The sequence below is a fragment of the Thermoflexibacter ruber genome, assembly GCF_900113045.1.
GTDB classification, from domain to species: Bacteria; Bacteroidota; Bacteroidia; order Cytophagales; family Thermoflexibacteraceae; genus Thermoflexibacter; species Thermoflexibacter ruber.
On sequence record NZ_FONY01000038.1, the window covers coordinates 13,228 to 35,425 of the forward strand.

15 protein-coding genes are annotated in these 22,198 nt (G+C 37.8%); 8 read left to right on the forward strand and 7 right to left on the reverse strand.

Features of this window, described 5'->3' with window-relative positions; all coding sequences use genetic code 11:
* Positions 1-4: 4 nt before the first annotated feature.
* On the forward strand, positions 5-1,279 hold the full coding sequence (locus BM141_RS17790; protein ID WP_091548823.1) for an NRAMP family divalent metal transporter: 1,275 nt from the start codon (positions 5-7) through the stop codon (positions 1,277-1,279).
* Positions 1,280-1,284: 5 nt separating this feature from the next.
* Here the strand turns inward: BM141_RS17790 and BM141_RS17795 are convergent, their stop codons facing one another.
* On the reverse strand, positions 1,285-3,144 hold the full coding sequence (locus tag BM141_RS17795) for an ABC transporter ATP-binding protein (protein ID WP_091548824.1): 1,860 nt from the start codon (positions 3,142-3,144) through the stop codon (positions 1,285-1,287).
* Positions 3,145-3,724: 580 nt separating this feature from the next.
* Between BM141_RS17795 and BM141_RS17800 the strand changes: the two genes are divergently transcribed.
* Positions 3,725-5,014, forward strand: a complete 1,290-nt coding sequence (locus BM141_RS17800) for an aminopeptidase P family protein (protein ID WP_091548825.1) — start codon at positions 3,725-3,727, stop codon at positions 5,012-5,014.
* Positions 5,015-5,258: 244 nt separating this feature from the next.
* Positions 5,259-7,442 carry a PP2C family protein-serine/threonine phosphatase gene (locus BM141_RS17805; protein WP_091548826.1) on the forward strand — a complete coding sequence of 728 codons (2,184 nt, stop codon included), beginning with the start codon at positions 5,259-5,261 and terminating at the stop codon, positions 7,440-7,442.
* 32 nt (positions 7,443-7,474) lie between these two features.
* On the opposite strand, the gene BM141_RS17810 is transcribed toward BM141_RS17805, so the two are convergent.
* Genes BM141_RS17810 through BM141_RS17825 form a run of 4 tightly spaced genes read right to left on the reverse strand, consistent with a single transcriptional unit; the run spans position 7,475 to position 12,865 of the window.
* Positions 7,475-8,902 carry a hypothetical protein gene (locus tag BM141_RS17810; RefSeq protein WP_091548827.1) on the reverse strand — a complete coding sequence of 476 codons (1,428 nt, stop codon included), beginning with the start codon at positions 8,900-8,902 and terminating at the stop codon, positions 7,475-7,477.
* Between the two features lie 3 nt (positions 8,903-8,905).
* Complete coding sequence (locus BM141_RS17815) at positions 8,906-9,598, reverse strand: ABC transporter ATP-binding protein (RefSeq protein ID WP_091548828.1); 693 nt, start codon at positions 9,596-9,598, stop codon at positions 8,906-8,908.
* 5 nt (positions 9,599-9,603) lie between these two features.
* A complete protein-coding gene (locus BM141_RS17820; RefSeq protein ID WP_091548829.1) occupies positions 9,604-10,848 on the reverse strand; it encodes an ABC transporter permease in 1,245 nt (414 codons plus the stop codon).
* 10 nt (positions 10,849-10,858) lie between these two features.
* A complete protein-coding gene (locus tag BM141_RS17825; protein WP_177217439.1) occupies positions 10,859-12,865 on the reverse strand; it encodes a CHU_0125 family OmpA-like outer membrane integrity protein in 2,007 nt (668 codons plus the stop codon).
* Positions 12,866-13,129: 264 nt separating this feature from the next.
* On the opposite strand from BM141_RS17825, the gene BM141_RS17830 reads away from it, so the two are divergent.
* The 3 genes from BM141_RS17830 (at position 13,130) to BM141_RS17840 (ending at position 19,491) form a co-directional block, all read left to right on the forward strand.
* Complete coding sequence (locus tag BM141_RS17830; protein ID WP_091548831.1) at positions 13,130-16,240, forward strand: hypothetical protein; 3,111 nt, start codon at positions 13,130-13,132, stop codon at positions 16,238-16,240.
* Between the two features lie 67 nt (positions 16,241-16,307).
* Positions 16,308-17,582: an McrB family protein gene (locus BM141_RS17835; protein ID WP_091548832.1), complete on the forward strand. Its 1,275-nt coding sequence runs from the start codon at positions 16,308-16,310 to the stop codon at positions 17,580-17,582.
* Entirely contained in the window at positions 17,575-19,491 is a 1,917-nt protein-coding gene (locus BM141_RS17840; protein ID WP_091548833.1) for a PP2C family protein-serine/threonine phosphatase, read from the forward strand. Before BM141_RS17835 ends, BM141_RS17840 begins: the two co-directional genes overlap by 8 nt.
* Positions 19,492-19,498: 7 nt before the next feature.
* Here the strand turns inward: BM141_RS17840 and BM141_RS17845 are convergent, their stop codons facing one another.
* Both BM141_RS17845 and BM141_RS17850 read right to left on the reverse strand, forming a co-directional pair.
* Positions 19,499-19,987 (reverse strand): CAP domain-containing protein, encoded by a 489-nt coding sequence (locus BM141_RS17845; RefSeq protein WP_091548834.1) that lies wholly within the window; start codon positions 19,985-19,987, stop codon positions 19,499-19,501.
* A 73-nt stretch (positions 19,988-20,060) separates the two neighbouring features.
* Positions 20,061-21,443 carry a leucine-rich repeat domain-containing protein gene (locus BM141_RS17850; RefSeq protein WP_091548835.1) on the reverse strand — a complete coding sequence of 461 codons (1,383 nt, stop codon included), beginning with the start codon at positions 21,441-21,443 and terminating at the stop codon, positions 20,061-20,063.
* Positions 21,444-21,638: 195 nt separating this feature from the next.
* Here BM141_RS17850 and BM141_RS17855 point away from each other — a divergent pair, with 195 nt between their 5' ends.
* Both BM141_RS17855 and BM141_RS17860 read left to right on the forward strand, forming a co-directional pair.
* The gene (locus tag BM141_RS17855; protein ID WP_091548836.1) at positions 21,639-21,830 is read left to right on the forward strand and encodes a hypothetical protein; all 192 of its coding nucleotides are present in this window, start codon (positions 21,639-21,641) and stop codon (positions 21,828-21,830) included.
* Positions 21,831-21,961: 131 nt separating this feature from the next.
* A complete protein-coding gene (locus BM141_RS17860) occupies positions 21,962-22,186 on the forward strand; it encodes a hypothetical protein (protein ID WP_091548837.1) in 225 nt (74 codons plus the stop codon).
* Positions 22,187-22,198 lie beyond the last annotated feature (12 nt).

The following is a 22,198-nucleotide window of genomic DNA, read 5'->3' on the forward strand; positions in this document are numbered from 1 at the left end:
AGATATGCCCAAATTCGTTCCTATTCAATCCGTCAAGTCGGTATTGTTTTGGTCGGTCATCTCTGCCGCCTTCATCGGACCGGGAACGATTACCACCTGTGCGATGTCTGGGGCAACCTTTGGTTTAGACTTATTGTGGACTTTGACGTTTGCTATTATCGCCTGTACTATCTTGCAAGAAACAGTGGCTCGCATTACGATTGCCTCTGGATACAGTTTGGGCGAGGTAATCGCTATGTCCTACCCGACCATGAAATACTTGATAGGTTTTGCTATTGTTTTTGGCTGTGCTGCTTACCAAGCAGGTAACATATTGGGGGCAGTAGCTGGCTTACAACTTATTTTTACTTTTGATAAAGTGTTCATGACGCTTTTAGTAGCATTTTTTGCCTCCTTGACCTTAGCCTTAGGCAAAGATAAAAGCATTGCCAAGTTTATGGGCATTTGGGTAGCATTGATGGGGCTAATGTTTATTTTTGTGGCAACCCAAGCTACATTTTCTTTTTCACAAGTGGTAAAATCTGTTTTGATTCCCTTTTTTCCTTCTAATTCTGCTTTGCTTATCATTGGTTTGGTGGGAACTACCATAGTCCCTTACAATCTTTTCTTGGGTTCAGGGATTAGCAAAGGACAAGACATCAAAGAGATGAGGATAGGCATACGCTTAGCTATCCTCATAGGTGGTTTGATTTCTATGGCTATTCTTGTCAGTGGGAGCATAGTGAAAGGGGAATTTTCTTTTGTAGCTACGGTAAATTCACTAAATGAACGAATAGGGGTGTGGGCAGGCGGTTGCTTTGCCGTAGGTTTATTTGCCGCAGGTTTTACTTCTTCCATTACCGCCCCCTTAGCCGCTACAATCACTATGCGAAGCATCGTCTATACAGGGCATAAAAATTGGGCAAAATACAGCTCTTGGACATGGGTATTGGTGATGGTAGTAGGAATTATCTTTGGGGTTTTAGGCACACAACCTATTCCTATTATCCTTTTCGCACAGGCACTGAACGGCTTGCTATTGCCCTTAGTGAGTATTTGGGTTTTTTTGATTATCAATAACCAAAAAATCATTCCCCACCCGTACCAAAACAGTAAACAAGCAAACTTTACCTTATTGATAGTGATAGGGATAGTTATTTTCTTGGGGTTAAACAATTTGCAAAAAGCAATTTTAACTCATTTACCCTTTGCCGTCCATCCGACTTTTATCTTGCTTTTTATAGGTATTTTATCCCTGTCCGCAGTCATAATTTTATGGGCATTGGGCGGGAAAAAATAGTTTTTTTAAACTTCCAACATTTGTAATTTTATCAAATTGCTGTAAATACCTTTGTCTATGTTCGTAAGTTTCTCATGCGAGCCTTCCTCTACTATCAGTCCACTCTCAATCACATAGATTTTATCTACTTTGCGGATAGTGGCTAAGCGGTGGGCTATGATAATAGAAGTACGGTCTTTCATCAGTTCCTCTAAGGCTTCTTGGACTAACTGCTCTGACTCAGCATCTAAGGAACTTGTTGCCTCGTCTAAAATCAGGATAGAAGGATTTTTCAAAATCGCTCTGGCAATAGCGATTCTTTGTCTTTGTCCGCCCGAGAGTTTAACCCCTCTTTCTCCGACCAAAGTGGCAAATTTTTCAGGGAAAGACTCTATGAACTCCAAAGCATTGGCTTTTCTTGCGGCTTCTATGATTTCTTCTTCTGTAGCCTCGGGCTTGCCATAAGCAATATTTTCTTTGATAGTTCCACCAAAAAGTATCACCTCTTGTGGCACGATGCTGATATTGTCGCGATAAGCAATCAAAGGATACTCTTGAATATTTTTGCCATCTACTTTAATCTGTCCATGACTAACCGAATAAAAACGCATCAATAGTTGGATAATAGTAGATTTTCCCGCTCCACTATGCCCCACTAAAGCTACTTTTTCACCAGCCTTGATGTCCAAATTGATACCCTTGAGTACTTCTATGTCTTGGCGAGTAGGGTAGGTAAAGCGAACATTATCAAAGGTAATGTTGCCTACAAAACGCATCGGTGGTTGCAAAAGCATAATATCAAACTCGCTGTCAGTATGCAAGATTTCTTGCACGCGTTCCGAAGCCCCTATTGCTCGCTGGAGTTGCCCATAAATATCCCCTAATCCCCCAATAGACCCCCCAACAAAAACCGTATAAATTACAAAACTTGTAAGTTCACCTATACTGATTTCCTTGTTCTCAACTAAGGTAACTCCATACCAAAGCACTGCAACGATTCCTCCGAAAATAGATAGAATAATGAACGAAACAAAAATACCGCGATAAGTTGCTGTCGTGAGTGCATTTCTTACTACACGGTCTAACGAATGACGATAGCGACTGACTTCAAAAAACTCATTAGTAAATGCTTTAACAACATGAATGGCTTGCAAGGTTTCTTCTACTATCGTATTGGCATTAGCCAACTCATCTTGGGTTTTTTTAGACATTTTCCTAATAGATTTACCAAAAAACAAGCCTGCGATAATGAGTAAAGGAATCACTGCCAGCATAAAGAAAGTCAGCTTGGGGGTTTCCCAAAAACAAATGGCTAAACCAATGATGAAAATAAAGATTTGCCTGAGGAACTCTGCTAAAGTGATAGAAAAAGTATCATGCAAAAGTGAAATGTCCGCAGTCAGTCGACTCATAAGTTCCCCTGTTCTGCGCTTGTCGTAAAAAGTAATAGGTAAAGTAATCAGTTTTTGGTATAAAGTCTTGCGAATATCTGCAATGCCCAACTCACTTACTCTGGCAAAGAAAAAAACTCGTAGAAAAGAAAAAATACTCTGAACTATTAAAATGAGAATAAGCAAGGAAGCAATCATGTTGATGTCCTTCCCTAAAAACTGGTAGCTATCACGCGGGATTTTGATAACATTAGTAAAAACATAACCTACGTCCAACTGCTTGCCTAAAGAAGTATCTATCAACTGACCAGTAAAGTAGGGGAAAGCCAAAACCGTAGCACTGGACAAAACCAAACAAATAATACCCGCTACAAAATAACCTCGATAGGGTAAGATAAAATTATAAATACCAAGTAAGTGCTTCAGTGTATTTTGATTAACAACTACTTTTTTATCTATTTCGTCATCGTAGTTGTATTGTCTTCTACCTGCCATGATTAGGATTAATTTAATGTGTTTAGCTCAATGTAAAAAGAATCTGTAGCAATGCTATTTTAACTGCAAAGTTAATAATAAAACTCACATAGCATTGATTAATTTATCTAAGTTGGTAGAATTTAGTTAAGCAAGATAATCAGGCAGGGATAAAAAAAATCACGGTGCAAAGCCGTCTGCCCGCACCGTGTTTTTTCAACCAGCTATGAAAAGAATATTTAAGGCAAAACCCTAAACATTTACTATCTTGATACAAAGATATACAAAAACAAGTATTCAAGTCAAAATATTTGTGAATTTTTTTTGAACCCAATATTAAATTAATTCTAACATAGTGCTAAGTAATTAATAAAGAGCAGGATTATTATGCTGAATTATTAGATGCTAAAAGACAAATTTTCTTGTTCAGGAGGCTTCAAGTAATGTAAATCGGCGATTCATCAGTTTTGCATGAAAAGCCAAACAACTCAAATACAGCACAAAGCAAAATAAATCTACCTATAGACTAAGCAAAATGAAAATATTTTCATAGTATTGCTTTTCATAGAAAACATAATAAAAAAAACTTATAAATAGAGAAATGAGATATTCCCCAATTAACAACCAACTTTTTATCCAGAATCGCCAAAACTTGGCACAGATGCTCAAACCTAATAGCTTAGCAGTTTTCAACTCTAATGATATTATGCCCACAAGTGCAGACGGTACGATGCCTTTTAAGCAACAAAGTGATATTTTCTACCTTTCGGGCATAGACCAAGAAGAAAGTATCTTGGTTATTTTTCCTAATGCCAAAGAAGAAAAGCATAAGGAAATCCTCTTTTTGAGAGAAACAGATGAGCATATTGCTGTTTGGGAAGGGCATAAATACACCAAAGAAGAAGCTACTCAGGTTTCTGGGGTCAAAACCGTCTATTGGCTTTCTCAATTCAGGTCTATTTTTTATCAGCTAACCTGTGAGTGTGAGAGCATCTACCTGAATCATAACGAGCATCTAAGAGCCGTGATAGAAGTCGAAACCAGAGATATGCGCTTTATCAAATGGGTTAAGGAAACTTTCCCACTCCATCGCTTAGAACGCTTACAGCCCCTCATGCACTACTTGAGAGCTATCAAATCAGAAATAGAAATAGCACTCATCAAAAAGGCTTGTGAAATTACAGAAAAAGGCTTCCGTCGCGTGCTTTCTTTTGTGAAAGAAGGAGTTATGGAGTATGAAGTAGAAGCAGAGTTGATACACGAGTTTATCCGCAACGGTTCAAAAGGTTTTGCTTATACTCCCATCATTGCTTCTGGAAAAAATGCTTGCGTTTTGCACTACATAGACAATGACAAACCCTGCAAAGCTGGCGATGTACTACTCATGGACGTAGCGGCGGAGTACGCTAACTACGCTTCAGACCTTACCCGAACCATTCCCGTGAGTGGTAAGTTTTCAGACCGACAGCGTGCAGTATATAATGCTGTTTTAAGAGTAATGAAAGAGGCTAAGCAAATGCTGGTAGTAGGCAATAATTGGATAGACTACCATAAAGAAGTAGGGAAAATTATGGAAGGAGAACTCATCGGCTTAGGTTTACTGGACAAGCACGAAGTAGCCAAGCAAGACCCTGAGAAACCTCTTTACAAAAAATATTTTATGCACGGCACCTCACACCACTTAGGTTTAGACGTGCATGATTACGGCAACAAATACCGCACTTTTGAGGCGGGTATGGTGTTTACTTGCGAACCAGGGATTTATATTCCAGAAGAAGGGTTTGGCATAAGATTGGAAAATGATATACTCATTACACCTAACGGCAATGTAGATTTGATGGAATCTATCCCTATCGAAGCAGAGGAAATAGAAGAATTAATGAAAAAATAGTTAATTTTTATAAGTTATTTGTCATATTATTCTTTGGCTTCGTCTTTTATTTTTGTAAATTGCATTTATTGAAATGTTTAGTCAAACTACTTTACTAAAAGATAAAATAAATACTTTCAAATGATTTTATTCATCATAAAATAGTAAGGATTTAGCCCCTGTATATTTTTTATAAAAACTTTTAATAAATAAAATTTATCCTTAGTTGAGGAAAAATTTGAGTTTGCATTCCAAATACAATGTTATGAAAAGACACTTGTATATAATTGTTTTTTTATTATTCACATTACTTTTACAAACTAATACTTTTTGGGTTTTCTCCCAGACTATTATCTATGGTAAGGTAGTGCTTACAGATGGGAAACCACTGAAAGATGTGAGTGTAGTAGTAGATAACCAAAAGCCTGTGATTACAACTACTATGGGTATTTTTGGAGTTGAGATTGCAGGAAACACTCCTCAAAGCGTAAAAGCTACCAAGAAAAATTTTACCCAGAAAAGTTGGAAGTATGATGAAAAAGCAAAAAAGATACAGATTGTGATGGAACCGCTCACCATACTTTCTGGTGAACTAAAAGATGAAAATGAAAAACCCATCGCAAATGCTAAGATAACACTATCAAAAATTAACCCTGACAAACCAGCCTTGACCAATAACTTAGGACAATTTAACGTTCCGCTTCCTGAAGGAGCAGACATCTCTAAACCCGGTGAAATATACATCAACGGTAAGCAGATTCCCTCAGAAAGTTTTTCCCTCACCGATGGTAATATCAAAATCAAAGCCTCTAAAAATACGGTGGAATTAGAGTCAGTGAATAACACACTGATTGAAAAAACAAAAATTTTGGAGGAGAAGAAAATTACCAAAATCAAAGTTATGGATTTGACAGGGAGTGCATTAGAGATGCAAAAAATTACCATAGACGGACAAGATTACATCACTGATGCCAAGGGAGAAGTACTTACCCAGCACGAAATAAGCAAAGATAGCAGAGTTTTTATGGAAGGCTTTAAAATCAAAATCCTGCCTACCGAGTTTTATCTCCTTATCAATGCAGAACGCATCAGAGAAAATGAAGAAGTAGATACTACGCAAGTAATTGAGGAGATTATCAAATCAGAAGCCACTATCTCTTTGGCAGGAAACTACAAAGAGCAGTTCAATCAGATGATAGCAGACTTAGAAGTAAGAAAACAAATGCTATTACAGATGAATGAACAAACAAGACTGGAGATATTGGAAATTACCAAAAGACTCATAGAAGACCCTAACCTTAGCAAACAAGAAAGAGAAGAACTCAATATCAAGCGGATACAGTTGGAACAAGCCTTAGTAGATAACGAATTAGCTTATCAAGATGCCGTAGAAAAAACCAAAGTAGCTTTGGACAGTATGCGTATTGTGCTTCAGAGTTCTGAATTGGAAAGGATACAAACACAGCGGGAAATAGAAGAAAAAGAAAAGGAGGCTAAAAGAAACTTAATTATTTTTGGAGTAATAGCCGTTGCATTAGCCGCTGTAGTTTTAGCCTTTTTTATCGCCAACAGACGAGTGAAAAAAGAGCATGAGGAATTGGAAAAAGCAAAAGGCGAGTTAGAAAAATCTTACGAGGAACTTAAGCAACAAAAAAATAAAATAGAGCAGCAAAATAATTTCATCACAACCAGTATTCGTTATGCAGAAACTATGCAGAAGGCTATCCTGCCCTTAGATGAAACTTTTAACGAACGTTTTGATGAATTTCTCAAAATTTTCCTCCCCAAAGACATCGTTTCTGGTGATTTTTATTGGCTTTCTACCTTAGACAACCTCACTTTTTTTGCCTTAGTAGATTGCACAGGGCATGGCGTTCCCGGTGCCTTCATGTCCCTCATTGGCAACAACTCCTTAAATGAGATTGTCAATCAAAAAAATATACATTCTCCCGCCCAAATCTTAGAAGAACTCAACACAAGCATTAGAAAAGCCCTAAGACAGACCCATACAGACAACGATGATGGCATGGACGTAGCTCTTTGCGCCATCGCTAAACCTGACAAAGAGGGTTTGATAAAGGTTACTTTTGCAGGAGCAAAACGCAACATGGTCTATTGCAGTCAGGCACAAGGCGACCAACTTTTAGAAATCAAAGGAGATAAAAAAACCATTGGTGGCTTTTTCAAGGAAAACCGCAACAATCAATTTACCAACCACGAAGTAGTCTTACAAAAAGGAGATGTACTCTATTTTTATACTGATGGACTAACAGACCAACCCAATATAAAACAAGAAAAGTTTGGCTCAGTAAGGCTAAAAAGTATCATCAAAGAAAACCTGCATCTTAGTCTTTCTGAACAGCAAATCATTATCATGGAGGAACTCAATCTCCATAAGCAAGGGGCAGAGCAAAGAGATGATATGAGTTTGATAGGGTTGAGGCTGTAAATTTTTCTTGATTTACTAACTAAAAAATCGCTTTACTCTCCCTCCTCCACCCGAAACTCTGCCCCCATAGCCTCACAAATGCACTTTCCTACAAAGGCATTATCTCCTTTTATCTCATTCATTATCAATATATTATAAGGAGAATAGTAGAGCGGTTTTACTTTGACTATGCCTTGCGTATTTTTTGATTTTAGTGCTAATAAGTAATTCATACGAGCCTTGTCGCTCTCGAGGTAGAGGCGAGTGTAATGCAAACCTATTCGTAAATCATTGGACATGATGAGGAAACTTACAGCAGCAAAAATAGTCAGCGTCTTAGCTATTTGCAAAGGAAAGGTTGTCTGATAACCTATTAAAAATGAAAGTATTGCAGTAAATATAAGCACATAAAAAGCCAGATGAGTAAGTGAGCGATACGCTCCAATGCCTCCCATCGCATATACATTGGGGAATATACCTATCAGTAAGAGCAAAAGCAGTGCAAAAATACCAACTACCAAAATTTTGACTGTGATATGCTCGTTGATGCTATTTGTCTTTCTGCACAAAGCACCTACATAAATCATGCACACAGAAAGCACCAATAAGAAAATACTTTTTTGGACTGTTAATGCTAAAATAGTATAATACAAGTACTTAGCAGAGCGGTACAAGGTGTAGATGAGGCTCATTTCTGGAAAAATACTCTTTCTTTCCCAAGTGCCTCTGGCAAAAATCATAGCTAAAAAAGCACACAAGCAAAAAATAAAAGCAAGCAAGATTTTTTTATTTTTTTGAGCTGTTTGTGTTCCCTTTAAATCAAGGAGTTGAAAAGTATAGTTGAACAATTTAGGAAAAATTTGGAAAAATAATAGTAGCATTAAAAACATTAGCAACACCATTCCAAAACTTTCAGAGGAACTTCCCGCTATAAGAAAACTTACGCTCAAGATTAGGTAAGAAAACACTGATTTTGAAGGAGATATTATCTCTGCAAAGCCCAACAGAGCAAAAGCAATCCCTCCAAAATACATAGCTGAGGCACTCAGCCAATAAAAAGCACTGAAATCATAGATAGTAAGCAAAAAACTATTGAATATCAACAGGCTAAGAGTAAAAACTTGCCAATTTTTTAGGATTCTTGGCGGTAGAAATTGGCTGAGAATTTTAAAAATGGAAAATAAAAAAATACCAATTAAAACTATGTGATAAAAAAGCAAAGTGGGAATCAAATCGTAGAGCAGGAGAGAAAGATTAATCAAAATTTGCGAGCCAAATCTACCCTGCCAAGTAGTATAGTTGTGATGAATGGCACCAAAAAAGCCATATTCTTGCAACCATGCCTTAAAACAGTAGTCATCTAAGGCTAAACGATTATAGAAAGCAATTTTTAATACAAAAAATAAATACAAACTATTAGTAAACAACAGGAAAATGAAAGTCCAAGGGAGTTTTTTTATTGCAAGAAAATCATTTTTCATAGCCTACTTTGCTGATTCACCGTTGATAATTTCCCCGTCGCTCATCTCGATAATTCTATCAGAGTTTTGGGCAAAGTCTGTATCGTGGGTTACGGCAATAATGGTTTGGTGATAGGTTTGAGAGAGATTTTTCAGAATTTCAAATACGTTCTGTGTATTTTTTTTGTCCAAATTGCCCGTAGGCTCATCGCCCATGATGATAGTAGGATTGTTAATCAAAGCCCTTGCAATGGCTACTCTTTGTTGCTGACCGCCTGAAAGTCTGCTGGATAGCTTGTGAGCGTGTTCTTCCATGCCCAGCAGTGCCAGCTTTGCCAAAGCCTGTTCCTCTATTTCTTTTTTGCTAAATTTCCCCAATTTGAGGGCAGGAATCATGACGTTTTGCAAAACCGTAAACTCAGGAAGGAGGTAGTGAAACTGAAAAACAAAACCGATATGCTCATTGCGAAACTTTGCCAAGTCATTCTTACTTTTTCCTGTCAATTTTTCGCCTGTCATGCTGATAGTTCCCTCATAGTCCGTATCCATAGTGGAGAGCAAGTAAAGCAAGGTGGACTTGCCACAGCCCGACTTTCCGACAATACTCACAAATTCCCCTTTTTTTACCTCAAAGCTAATATTTTTAAGGACTTGAAATTTAGTAGGTTCGTAAAAATATTTATTGAGTTTGTCTGCTTTTAAGACGACTTCTTTCATGTTTTTTAACCTCTTAAAATCTGAATTGGGTCTATTTTTCCTGCTTTGCGCGAAGGCAAGTAACCTGCTAAGGCAGTAGTAGTAATGCCAAAAATAACTCCTATGTAGTAATACGTAGGGTCAAAACTAACAGGCAAGCGAGTCAAACTAAAAGCATCTCCGAAGTCCACAGGAATACTCGCCAGCCAAGAGGCAAGCCCAAAACCCATAAGTAAACCTGCTACGCTTCCTACCAAACCTATCAAAATAGACTGCACCATAAAAATCCTCACCACATCGCCAGAAGTAAAGCCTGTAGCTTTCAAAATAGCTATATCTTTCATTTTGTTGTAGATAGTCATGTTCAGAATGTTGTAAATCCCAAAGCCTGCCACTACCAACAAAGTAAAAGACACTGCAAAAGTGAGAATATCTCTAAAAACCTTCCCAACTAAAATAGTTGCATTGGCTGTTTCCCAGTCCTCAGCTTTATAGTCAAATAGTTTGCTGTATTCTTTGGCTACTACTCCAGACTCTTTAATATTTTTCATTTTTACACTGACTTCTGTAATAAATCTACTATCTTTTTGCATGATTTTCTGCACAGTAGCGATATTTGCGTAGCTTTTGATGTCGTCTATTGCTCCTATGCCCATTTGAAAAATGCCTACCACTTTGAGTTTCATCGTGTAGCCTTGCGGGGTAGTAATTGTTACTCTGTCGCCGACTTTGGCGTTAAGTTTTTTGGCTAAGCCTTTGCCTATCAGGATACAATCATTAGGGGGTATGAGTTCTTGGAGACCTCCTGCTTTGATTTTGCCTTGCAGGTCAAACATTTTGTCCTCTTGCAAAATGTCCACCCCAGAAATCGTCCCGTTGAGTTGGACTACACCGTAGTTATAGAAAACTTGGGTAGAGAGCTGAGGAGATACACCTAAAACTCTTGGGTCATTTTTGATGTAATTGACTATTTGAAAGCCATTTTTGAGGTCTTTGCGTTCATTTTTAGGTTTCTGATGATGCACCAAGTTCATTTGATTAGGGAAAATTTCCTCCAGCAAGGGCGTTCTTTCCAACTTTACATCGTTGTAAATGCGAATGTGTGGGGTAGTAGCCATAGCCAAGTCATCAGTAAAACCGTTCAGCCCCTTCATCAAGCTAATCATGCCTATAAACATTCCAATACCAAAAGTTACTCCCAGCATTGCCACAATAGTTTGACTTAGTTTGGCAAGCAGTTGGGTAATGGCTATTTGGAAAGCAAGTTTCATAGGTTTTGTTTTACTTCACTATCCGAATCGTAGTTCGGCGGTTAGCTTGGTGTTGTTCTTCTGTCTTTGCGTTTTTGATTTTAGGTTGGTCTTCCCCGTATCCTTTAGCAATCATCTTATCCGCAGGAATTCCTTTGGAAATCAAGTATTTTACTGCGGAATCTGCCCTTCTTTGTGCCAATCTTCTGTTGTAATTTGCCGAGCCTCTTTCGTCAGTATGCGAGCCTAACTCTATGACTGTATTAGGAAATTCTTTGTAGTAATCTATCAAGAAGGTAGAAAACTCGTCTAAGAGTACGCCTGCTTCTGCGGTAATTCTGGCACTATCAAACTCATACAAGATTTCTAACTCTAAGATTTTAGTGGTTGGCTTACCTGTGGGGGTGCTATCTGAGGGAGCAAACTCATTGACTTTGAGCAATAAATCCGTATCAAAATAAATGATGTTTTCTTTTTTAGGAAGCAGAGCCACATCTACGCCTTTCCCTACGGTAGAAAAGACATTTTCTCCTTTCAAATAGTTGATTTTCTGACCGTTGAGTTTGTAATTTTTATCTATTTCCACAGGTTTAGGGAAAGAGAATTTTCCTGAGTTGTCTGAAAGCAAAGAATCTATCAAATTGCCCTTGTCATCAAGCAATTTTACTGAAACGTTAGGAAGGATTTTTTGCTCATTTTTAAAATTAGTCGAGTAAGTAACTCCTCTGAGGTAATAAGCTACTGTTTTCTTCACATCTAAGGAATCGTTGTAGAAATAATAAATGTCGTCGTCTCCTTTGCCTCCTTCGCGATTGGAGGAGAAATAGCCCGAAACCTTGCTTTTATATACGATACCAAAATCATCAGCACTAGAGTTCATAGGCACGCCTACATTTCTTACTTTGGGCTGTAGGATGGGCTTTTTAGTAACTGTATCTATCCCTACTTGCACGGTATCAATCACAAAAATATCTAACCCCCCCAAGCCTTGATGCCCAGAAGAAGCAAAGAAGAACCTGCCGTCTGGGGCTACGTAAGGGAACATCTCGTCCCCTGCGGTATTGACCAACTTTCCTAAATTTTGCGGTCTTGACCAAGTGCCTTGGTTGAGGCGAGAAACGTAAATATCCAGTCCTCCTTGGCTACCTCCTTTGCGATTAGAGGAGAAATAAAGTGTTCTTCCGTCAGGTGAAAGGGCAGGGCAAGCGTCCCAAGTATCCTCCAAGCAGACTTTATCAAGCAATTCAGGTTCAGTCCATTGTCCATCTTCTAAGCGGCTTGAGAATAGGTTTACGTCTTGGTGAGGTTCTTTTTTCTTTCCACTATTGCTTCGAGCAAAAATCATGAATTTCCCATTTCTTGCAAAGGTAACTTCGGACTCGTGATGCCCGTCTAAGTTGATATTTTCACCGAAAAATGGCTGTACTGAGCCTGTGTGTCGGATAGTATCCGTAAACTCAAAGGCATACAAATCTTGAAAGCCTGTTCCCGTAGTTTCAAAAACTTTTTCCTTGCGTCTGTCGCTGGCAAAAATGAGTTTTTCTCCATACATCATAGGGGAAAACTCTGCTGCAGAGGTATTTAGGTTTTCCAAGTTTACAATAGTAGTATAAGATGGGGTATTTTTGATTTTCTCTATCTCTTTTAAATTTTTGGCTTCCTGAGCCGCCAATCGCATAAGGTCGCCATCAGCACCTGTTTTCGAGTACCTGTCCAACAATGCCGCCGCTTCGGCGTACTGCTCATTGGCTTTGAGGGCATAACCCATGTAAAAATTTAATTTGGAGGCTTTTGCCCTGCCCTCTGATGCCGCTTGATAGTAAGGCAAGGCTTGCTTGATTCGGTTGGAAAGACGGTAACATTCCCCAATCTGATAGTTGGTAATCGGTGCGTCAGGCGGATTGGAACTAAGGTGTTTTTTGTATAGTTTGATAGCTGTTTCGTACTCAGCCACATCAAATTTACTTTTTGCCTTTTGCACTGTGGTCATACACGCAGATAAAGCTACCAAAGCGAACAGAAGCAATATTTTATTCATTGGGATAGAGGTTAGATTCTTCATTGATATTTCAATATTAGCAAAAATTCTAATAATTTGAATTTTCCTTTGCATTTTTTAACTTTCAGTAATACTAATCATACCTAATACGTTGAAAATAGATAGCTTGGTGGCAAGCAAGGTGCATTTTTATCAGAAAAAGTCTTAACTTAGAGTTCATTTATAGAACAATATTTGCTAACTTAGCTTACGTACAGGTTCGCTGTACCTTAGACTGTGTGTTTCTGGCTATTGAATGATGATATGAAAAAAATTGTCTTTACTTTTTTATTTTTATCCGTATCCACCTTTTTATATGCTCAAGAAGAAGGAGTAATACAGATTAATGACGGTTCTCCTATTACTAACGACCAAGAGGGGAAAGTAATCATAAAACTTTTTGCCAAAGGAGCGGTACAGATGCAAATTAGTAACAATGGGAGCTTTATAGGAGCAAGGTGGCAACCATTCGTACCCAGAATCGTCTGGAAACTCTCCAATGAAGACGGCATAAAAACAGTCTATGCCAAGTTTAGAGATAGTGAAAACAATCTGATTGCGTCTGTAGAGCAAAGCATAGAACTCGATAGACAAGCCCCTACCAATGTGAAATTGACCATAGACGGAGGTAAGAAATTTACCAATATGAAAGACAGGATTGTGCAGTTGGATATTCAAGCAGAGGGAGCAAGTCAGATGCAAATAAGCAATCGTAAAGACTTTGCAGGAGCAGTATGGGTCGCTTTTGAACAAAAAAAAACTTGGCAACTGCCTGGGTTGGACGGTCAAAAGTTTGTATATGCTCGCTTTATAGACAATGCGGGAAATATCTCTGAAATTGCAGAAGCAAGTATTATTCTTGACCGTCTTCCTCCTTCCCAACCAAAGGTACTTATCAATAATGGCGATATGTTTACCAATTCTCCAGAGGTAACGCTTTCCCTTTTTGCCAAAGATGTCTATGAAATGTATATTCAGGGAAGTGGAGGCTGGCTTCCTTTCCAACCTACTTTGAAGTGGACTTTTGACTCGCCTGCTAACGGGGAGAAATGGGTACAGGTGCGTTTTAGAGATGAAGTAGGTAATATTTCTGAAGTGGCTTTTGACAATATTATTTTGGATACCGAAGCCCCTTTGATGCCTCATATTTCCGTCAATAACGGAAATCGTTACTCGAGAGAAAGCGGTATCCCCTTAAAACTTTCTGCAATAGGGGCAGAAAAAATGATGATAAGCAATACTTCTGATTTTGCTAAGGCTTTTTGGCAGCCTTATATGCCTGTCATAGCGAGTTGGGACTTAGGCAACGAGGACGGCTTAAAAACAGTCTATGCCAGATTTCAAGATGTAGCGGGAAATGAAGCTGAGGTGGTTTCTGGGGAAGTTGTGTTGGATAGAACTCCTCCTATCAATCCTAAAATAGAAGTAATTATACAAAATAATATGCTGAGTGAAGTTGCTCCACAGGTAGATTTAAAACTTTCGGTAGAAGGGGCTAAGTATATGATGCTTAGCAATTCAAGTACTTTTTACGGAGCAAGATGGGAAAACTATCGCTCTGAGTATCAGGGCTGGAAGTTGGACAAAGGAAATTTAGACGGAAAGAAAACCATTTTTGCAAAGTTTCGCGACCAAGCAGGCAATATCTCTGATGTTGTATCGGTAGTAGTCCGATTGGACAGAATGGGACCCATAGACTGCCATGTAAAAATAGACCGAGATGTAGAATTTACTACCAATCGCAATAAAATAGTTACACTTTCCTTGCAAGCCAGAGGCGCAGCAGAAATGCTTATTAGCCAAGATACCTCTTTCATAGATGCCAAGTGGATTCCCTACCAGCCTGCGCTTGATTATCAGCTTATTGGGGAAGATGGCATCAAAACAGTTTACGTCAAGTTCAGAGATGAAGTAGGCAATGAATCCAAAGAGATAGTTTCTGATAAAATCATTTTGGATACAAGCACACCCTATGATGGTGAGGTAGTTGTCAATCGTGGAGATGTAGCTACAAATAATATAGACAAAGCGGTTTTATTACATCTCAAAGCCAAAGATGCAGTCAAAATGATGATTAGCAACGATTCTACTTTCAAAAATGCACGTTGGCAGGCTTACTCGCCTGAAAATATTTCTTGGAAATTAGTAGGTGAAGACGGTTTAAAAATTGTCTATGCTAAATTTGCTGATGAGGCTGGCAATGAATCTTTTGTCTATAAAGATAGTATTATGTTAGACCGCCGCCCGCCCATGAAAGCCTCTGTAAAAATCATAGGAGAAAATGCCCAAACCAACACCCAAACTGTACAGTTAGAACTATATGCCGAAGGAGCAGATGAAATGATGATAGCCAATGACTTCCGATTTACCAATGCTAAGTGGGAGCCATACAGGAAAAGTAAGCCTTGGACATTGGTAGGGGAAGATGGTGTAAAATCGGTATATGTGAAGTTCAGGAAAAAACCTATCTTGGATAGAGCTTTCAAAGAAACACCTGTTGCCCTTGAATCATCTATCGTAGTAGATAAAATTGGCTTGGACACCAAAGCTCCCGCTAACGGAAGCATTCGCATTAACAACAGTGCTAAATACTGCACAGACATCAATAAAAAAGTGCTACTCCGTATAGCCACTAACTCTGCTCAGGAAATGATGATAAGCAATTTTGAGGATTTCAAAGAAGCTAAGTGGCAGCCTTATCAGTTTTTTGTACCTGATTGGATACTGGAAGGCGAAGACGGAGAGAAAAAAGTATTTGTTAAGTTTAAAGATAAAGCAGGAAACGAAAGTCAGCCTGTATCTGCTACCATTATCTTAGATAGACAAGAGCCTTATAATGAGGAAATTATGATAGATAGTGGAAAAACTTGCACGAATAACCTAAACAACAAAGTAAGACTCCAACTCAAAGCCGAAGGGGCTTTGGAAATGGCGATAAGCAATTCCCCTGCTATTAGCTATACCGCTTGGGAAAGCTATAAAACAAGCAAAGAATGGACTTTGCAAGGAAGGAATGGACAAAAAACAGTCTATGCCAAATTTAGAGATGAGGCAGGGAACGAATCCAAGCTCATTAGTGCAAGCATTTTACTGGACAATGAACCTCCTATCACGGGAACTTTACTTATCAACAACGGGCGAACACTGACCAAATCCAGCCGAGTAACGCTAACTATGAATGCCCGCAATGCCGATTACATGCTCATCAGCAATACGTCTGACTTCAAGGAAGCTAATTGGGAAGAGTATTCGCCTACAAAAATCTGGTTTTTGGATAGCAATATCGGTTTGAAAACAGTCTATATCAAATTCAAAGACAAATGTGGAAATGAGTCTATAGTTATTTCCAAAGATATTACTTTGGTAAATGATTGATTAAATTGCTGAGTAAACTTGCATCTATGCAACTATAAACACTTGAAAAATATCATACTACTCATCAATGGAAATACATTCCAAAAATCTCATATATTACGGTGCCTCAGGCACAGGAAAAACCTATCAGACCGTAGTGAAAGCCTTAGAAATCATTACAGGCACACCTACTTACGACCAAAATCTTTACGAACATTACCGCAAACTTGGGCAAATAGAGTTTGTGAGTTTTCACCAATCTTTCTCTTACCACGAGTTTGTAGAAGGCATTAGTGCAGAAACACAAGGCAAGCATATCCGCTATTTTGTAAAGGACGGAATCTTCAAACTCATTGCCCAAAGAGCTTTAGAAAACCAGCAGTTAGTTTCCCAACAAACTGACTTAGTACCTTTTGAGAAAGTATTTGATGTTTTTATGTCCCCAATTTTTGAAGGAGAACAGGAAAAGATAGAAGTGAAAATGCGAGGTAAATCTTTTTTTGTAGTGGCTGACAATGGAGATACGATTGACATAGAAAACCATGCCCGCAATCCCTATTATTCCTTAAGCAAAAAGGTACTAAGAGAAAGGTATTTGACTGGCTCGCTCAAAACAGATAAACGTTACGCTCATTGGTACAATTTTTTAGCAATAGAACTGTTGAAAATCGCCAAAAAATTTCAAGAAGAACGCAAAAAAGTAGCTCCTCAAAATTTCGTACTTATCATAGACGAAATCAATCGTGCCAATATCTCTAAAGTTTTCGGAGAACTTATTACTTTGATAGAAGATAGCAAACGACTGTGGGCAAGCGAGGCTAAAACGGTACGACTACCTTACTCGCATGATGAGTTTGGTGTACCTCAAAATCTTTATCTTATTGGGAGTATGAATACCTCAGACCGCTCCATCGCCCAACTGGACATTGCGTTGAGGAGGAGATTTGTTTTTATTGAGATGCCCTCTACGCCTGCACTGTTAAAAGGCAAAATCATAGAGGGTATTGATTTAGAAAGACTTTTGACCAAGATAAATGAGCGCATCATTTTTCTTGCTAATCAGAGCCAAGAGATTGGGCATACTTATTTTTATGAAGTAAATACCATAGCAGACTTAGCCCAACTTTTTACTTTTAAAATTATTCCCCTGCTCCAAGAATACTTTTACGACCAATGGGAAAAAATTGCCTTAGTACTAAGCAATAAATATGGAGAATGTGAGTTCTTACAGAAAAAAAACTTGAAAGCCAAAGACTTATTTAAGAAAAATATTGATAATTTGAAGCACGAGAAAGCCACCTATCAAACCAAAAACTGGAACGAACTGCTTAACAATCAGATTTACAAGGAGATTTATGAGTAAAATCAACTATATCAATAAGATACTCGAGGCGGGAGTAATTACAAAGAACCCAGCACATTTGAATCAAAAAATTATCCTTACCAATAGCATTGCACTGTTGTTTGCAACGTTGAGTTTGCCTTTCTGTATTTTTACTTACCTGTATTTTACTCCTTTGCTGATATACCCTATTGCTTTTTTTCTTTTTGGATTACTGGCAGTTATCTTCAATCATTTTGGTTTTCATTTACTTTCTCGCTTTATTGTGTGTGGGGTTTTTAATACTATTTATACACTTTATCATGCCTTTATACTTCCAGCCAATCACCATTTAATAGGTTCTCTATTTGCTATACAAATGGTTTTTTGGCTTCCGCCTTGGCTACTTTTTGATTTTAGAGAAAGCAAATGGTTGCTCTTGTACGTATCCTACTATCTCATCACTTCTTTTGCTATACCTTATCTGAACAATTGGTTAGAAATACCCTTAGAAAACTTTGACTTGCTCAAAGAACCGCTTCTGCGCAATACTGTCTTAGGAGTAGCTGCTTTGGCGATTTCAGGTGGCTTGTTTATTTTAATGTACATCAATAATAAATCTGAACGTCGGAATCAAAATCTATTAGAAAGAATCAATGCAAAAAACGCAGAATTGGAGAAAAACCAGCAAGAAATGCAAGCTCAGCAAGCAGAAATTACAGCACAAAATGAGGAACTCTTGCAACAGCAAGAGGAAATGAAAGTAATGAATGAAAACCTAGAAAACTCTACCCAAAAACTCAAATCAAGCGAAGCTATCTTGAAAAAAGCCTATGAAAAACTCAAAGAAAAGGAAAAAGAACTCAAAGAAAAAACAGCGCTACTGGAAAAACAGCAAGCTGAGATGATAGCCCAAAACGAGGAACTGTTGCAACAGCAAGAGGAAATGAAGGTAATGAACGAAAATTTGGAAATTTCAGCTAATAAATTGAGAAATAATGAAACTATCTTGAAAAAGGCGTATGAAAAACTGAAACAAAGGGAGAAGGAATTAGAAGAAAAAACCAAACTTTTAGAAGAACAGCAACAAGAGATCATTATTCAAAATGAGGAACTCCAACAGCAGCAGGAAGAGATTATTAGTGTAAACGATGCCTTAGAAAGTACTTTGAAAAAACTAAAATACACTAACGATAGACTGAACAAGAGCATTGCCTATGCTAACAATATCCAGCAAGTCATACTCCCTGAAGCCGCAAAACTTGATGCTTTTTTCCAATCGCATTTTTTTCTATACCTTCCGAAAGACATCGTATCTGGCGACTTTTACTGGTTTAGCCAACTCAATCAAAATCAAGCTATTTTTGCTATGGTGGACTGCACAGGGCATGGAGTACCGGGGGCATTTATGAGCATGATAGGTAATACGCTCCTACACGAAATCGTGAATTTTAACAAAGTACACTCTCCTGCGCTTATTTTGCAAAGTCTTAATGCCGCTATCCTTAAAGTATTAAAGCAAAAAGAAGGGAAAAATAGCGATGGTATGGATATGGGAATAGCTCTTTTCCAAAAACAGATAGACGGAAGTATGGACATTACCTTTGCTGGTGCAAGAAACAATCTTTACTATTTCCAACATGAACACTGCTACATCATCGCAGGAGATAGATTGGGGATAGGTGGCTCAGTAGAAAGAGCAAGGATTTTTCACAATCAGTCCTTTGCCCTACAAAAAGGCGATATGCTTTACTTTACCTCAGATGGCTTCATAGACCAAAATAATGTAGAAAGAAAAAGATTTGGCTCGCAAGCATTTACTCACCTGCTCGCAGCAATAGGGAAGTTAGACATTAGCGAGCAAAGAGAAAAACTCCTTGAGACTTTAAAAATACACCAAAATCAAGAAGAACAAAGAGATGATATATCCGTAGTAGGGATATGTATATAAATCTCTGTTAGTGAATTACTCTAACAAAAATTTGAGTAAAATAATAAGAGTTATTTTTCCCTTTCACTACTGCCAAACCTGTATGTGTATAACTTTTACTAAGTATATTTTTATGATGCCCGCTACTGCCTTTCCATTGCTTAAAAGCCATTTCCGCAGGATTGTCTAATCCTTCATTATAGGCAACATTCTCCGCAGAAGCACTGACATTGAGCATTTCGTTTATTTTTCTAATTCTTTTTTCAAAATTATCATGGTTTATCTTTCGGCTCTCCGCCATAACAAAACTATGTGCCAAACATTCCTCATAAATAACAGGAATAGCAATCAGGGCAGGTAGCCCTTTGGACTGACGATAGTTGTTGATAAGTAGCAAAGTTCGTTCTGCCACTGCTTTTTCTTCTGTTATCTGTTGCTGTGCCAATAATACTTGGAAATGAGCTAAAGAAATCAGAAATAAAATAGTAATTTGGATAGAGCGGAGTTCGCTGAGCATATTTCTAAGGATAAAATTGTTCTATTCCTTTTCTATTTTATACTCAATATCTATTCCAAACTCATCAAATGGCTTAGTATTCAAACGTACCAGCACGCTGGCTGAGTGCTTTTTCTATTTCTTGAAAAGTATTTCCCTTCTTTACGTCCTCTGGAAATAAATTCTTGGAGATTCGGAAGGTCTTTAGCTTGGACAGTTGCAACAATTCTATGGGAATATCTGAAATTGCATTATTAGTCAAATCCAATTCTTTCAGATTTTTGAGTTGTAAAATTTCTATAGGGAAAAGACTTAGTTTATTATTGTGAATATGAAGTACTTGTAAATTTTCTAACTTACTTATGTTCGTATTGACAAACAGAAACTGGTTGTGGTGAATATACATGGCTTGCAAGTTGGCTAAGCTGCCTATTTCATTAGGTAATATGCTCAACTGATTATAAGAAAGATATAAGTGGGTCAGATTTTGCAGATTGGCTATTTTGGGGGAGATTCTTTTCAAGTTATTGTAGTACACATCTAACTCCTCTAAGTTGCGCAGTTCATATACAGCATCAGGCAGGCTATCTAACTTATTTTTGTAGAAAATCACTTGTCTGAGGTCTTGTAATTTGGCAATCTGAGGGCTAATTGTAGTGATTTGATTTCCTGCAAGCGTAAGCGATTGTAAGCCAGATAGTTTTTTGATGCTCTTAGGTACTTCTTGCATAGTGCCGTAAGCAATGCTTAACTTTTTCAAATACTTCATCTTAGGAAAACTATTGGGCTTGACTGCTACAGGGTTATAGTCTAAAAATAAGGCTGATAGCTTTTTCAACTTTTTTATTTTTTTAGGGAAAAGTGAAATTCTGTTCCTACTCAAAAAAAGTGTATCTAAGTTAGGTAAGTTCTTTAAGGTCTGGGGATACTCGCTTAGGTAGCAACTCGCCAAGTCCAACCAACGCACATTTTCCAAGCGATTAAACTTCATATACACAGGTTTTCTTACCTGCTCTGATTTCTGAAATGCTTGGAAAGCACTGTCTTGTACCCTTTTTTTCTCCGTATTAGGTAAGGCATCAAAGTATTTTTTGTAGTTGCTATCTTGATTGAGTATGCTAAAAAAGTCCTTAGATGGAATCGCTTTAATCCGCATCTTTTTTAGCTTAGTTAGTTGTTTGAGTTCAGCGGAAAGTATAACTGTATCCGCTGTAATATCCAACTCTTCTAAGTTTTTACATTCCAATAACCAAGAGGGAATTTGGCGAACATTGCCCGTCATACTAATTGCTACAATAGTATCTTTCTGACCTGATTGTATTGCTTTTTGTGCAGGCATAGCAGGTATTTTTTGCACTTGGGCATAAGCAAAAAGTTGATAGCCCAATAAGGCAGCAAGTAGAAAAATGAATTTCTTTTCCATAAAAAAATGTAGAGATTTGTCCAAAGTTATCAAATTGGTGCGATTTACTACCATATTCTAAGTTAATTTTTACTAAAAACTTAGTTTTAAAAATTTGTTTGCCTTAATTCCGTTAGGAATGGTATATTGATAGAAATTCTTAAACTCATTAGGCTAAAATAACGCCCGTAGGAGTAAAATATACACTCCTTCGGGGTTAATTCAAACAGCTTCTAAGAATTAAAAATTTGTAAATAAGTATCAAATCTTATGAATCTCTTACATTGTGCCTTTATCAATACAGACAAGCGTTTTTTGTTTGTACTGATATGTTTGTTTGCCTTATTGCTTACCTACCTTTCCCAAGCATTTTTCATCACCGAAGAACTTTTTTACAATTCTTTAGGCGAGCAGGTAGCGATAGAACGTTTTGAAAAGCTATGGGCAGAGTCGCAAAAATGAAATTGCTTTTTTGTAAAATTTTTTCCCCTCAGTCCGATATTATCGGACTGTTGCGACTTATGTTTGCTACTGTAAATCGATTTACAATAGTTCAAAACATATTGTTCAACATTTAAAACCTTTGTAAATTTATGAAAAAGTTAAGTTTGAATGAGATGGAGCAAATTCAGGGGGGAGGCTTCACTGATTGCGCACTCTCGTTAGCCGGATACGGGTTTGGTTTGCTTTCTCTTGTTGCTGGAGTTGCCGGTGCACCACTTACAGGAGGATTAAGCCTTGTAGATGCGACCGCAGGAGCAGCTGGTTTGGCTGTTAGTGTAGTAAGTATATCAAGGTCATGTCCTATGAATAATTAAAATTGATTAACT

Bases quoted from the DNA above. Each gene is read 5' to 3' on its own strand.
- BM141_RS17795 (WP_091548824.1), bottom strand. From the start codon at position 3,144: ATGGCAGGTAGAAGACAATACAACTACGATGACGAAATAGATAAAAAA.
- BM141_RS17815 (WP_091548828.1), bottom strand. From the start codon at position 9,598: ATGAAAGAAGTCGTCTTAAAAGCAGACAAACTCAATAAATATTTTTAC.
- BM141_RS17820 (WP_091548829.1), bottom strand. From the start codon at position 10,848: ATGAAACTTGCTTTCCAAATAGCCATTACCCAACTGCTTGCCAAACTA.
- BM141_RS17855 (WP_091548836.1), top strand. From the start codon at position 21,639: ATGAATCTCTTACATTGTGCCTTTATCAATACAGACAAGCGTTTTTTG.
- BM141_RS17805 (WP_091548826.1), top strand. From the start codon at position 5,259: ATGAAAAGACACTTGTATATAATTGTTTTTTTATTATTCACATTACTT.
- BM141_RS17845 (WP_091548834.1), bottom strand. From the start codon at position 19,987: ATGCTCAGCGAACTCCGCTCTATCCAAATTACTATTTTATTTCTGATT.
- BM141_RS17800 (WP_091548825.1), top strand. From the start codon at position 3,725: ATGAGATATTCCCCAATTAACAACCAACTTTTTATCCAGAATCGCCAA.
- BM141_RS17840 (WP_091548833.1), top strand. From the start codon at position 17,575: ATGAGTAAAATCAACTATATCAATAAGATACTCGAGGCGGGAGTAATT.
- BM141_RS17830 (WP_091548831.1), top strand. From the start codon at position 13,130: ATGAAAAAAATTGTCTTTACTTTTTTATTTTTATCCGTATCCACCTTT.
- BM141_RS17825 (WP_177217439.1), bottom strand. From the start codon at position 12,865: ATGAATAAAATATTGCTTCTGTTCGCTTTGGTAGCTTTATCTGCGTGT.
- BM141_RS17835 (WP_091548832.1), top strand. From the start codon at position 16,308: ATGGAAATACATTCCAAAAATCTCATATATTACGGTGCCTCAGGCACA.
- BM141_RS17810 (WP_091548827.1), bottom strand. From the start codon at position 8,902: ATGAAAAATGATTTTCTTGCAATAAAAAAACTCCCTTGGACTTTCATT.
- BM141_RS17850 (WP_091548835.1), bottom strand. From the start codon at position 21,443: ATGGTAGTAAATCGCACCAATTTGATAACTTTGGACAAATCTCTACAT.
- BM141_RS17790 (WP_091548823.1), top strand. From the start codon at position 5: ATGCCCAAATTCGTTCCTATTCAATCCGTCAAGTCGGTATTGTTTTGG.
- BM141_RS17860 (WP_091548837.1), top strand. From the start codon at position 21,962: ATGAAAAAGTTAAGTTTGAATGAGATGGAGCAAATTCAGGGGGGAGGC.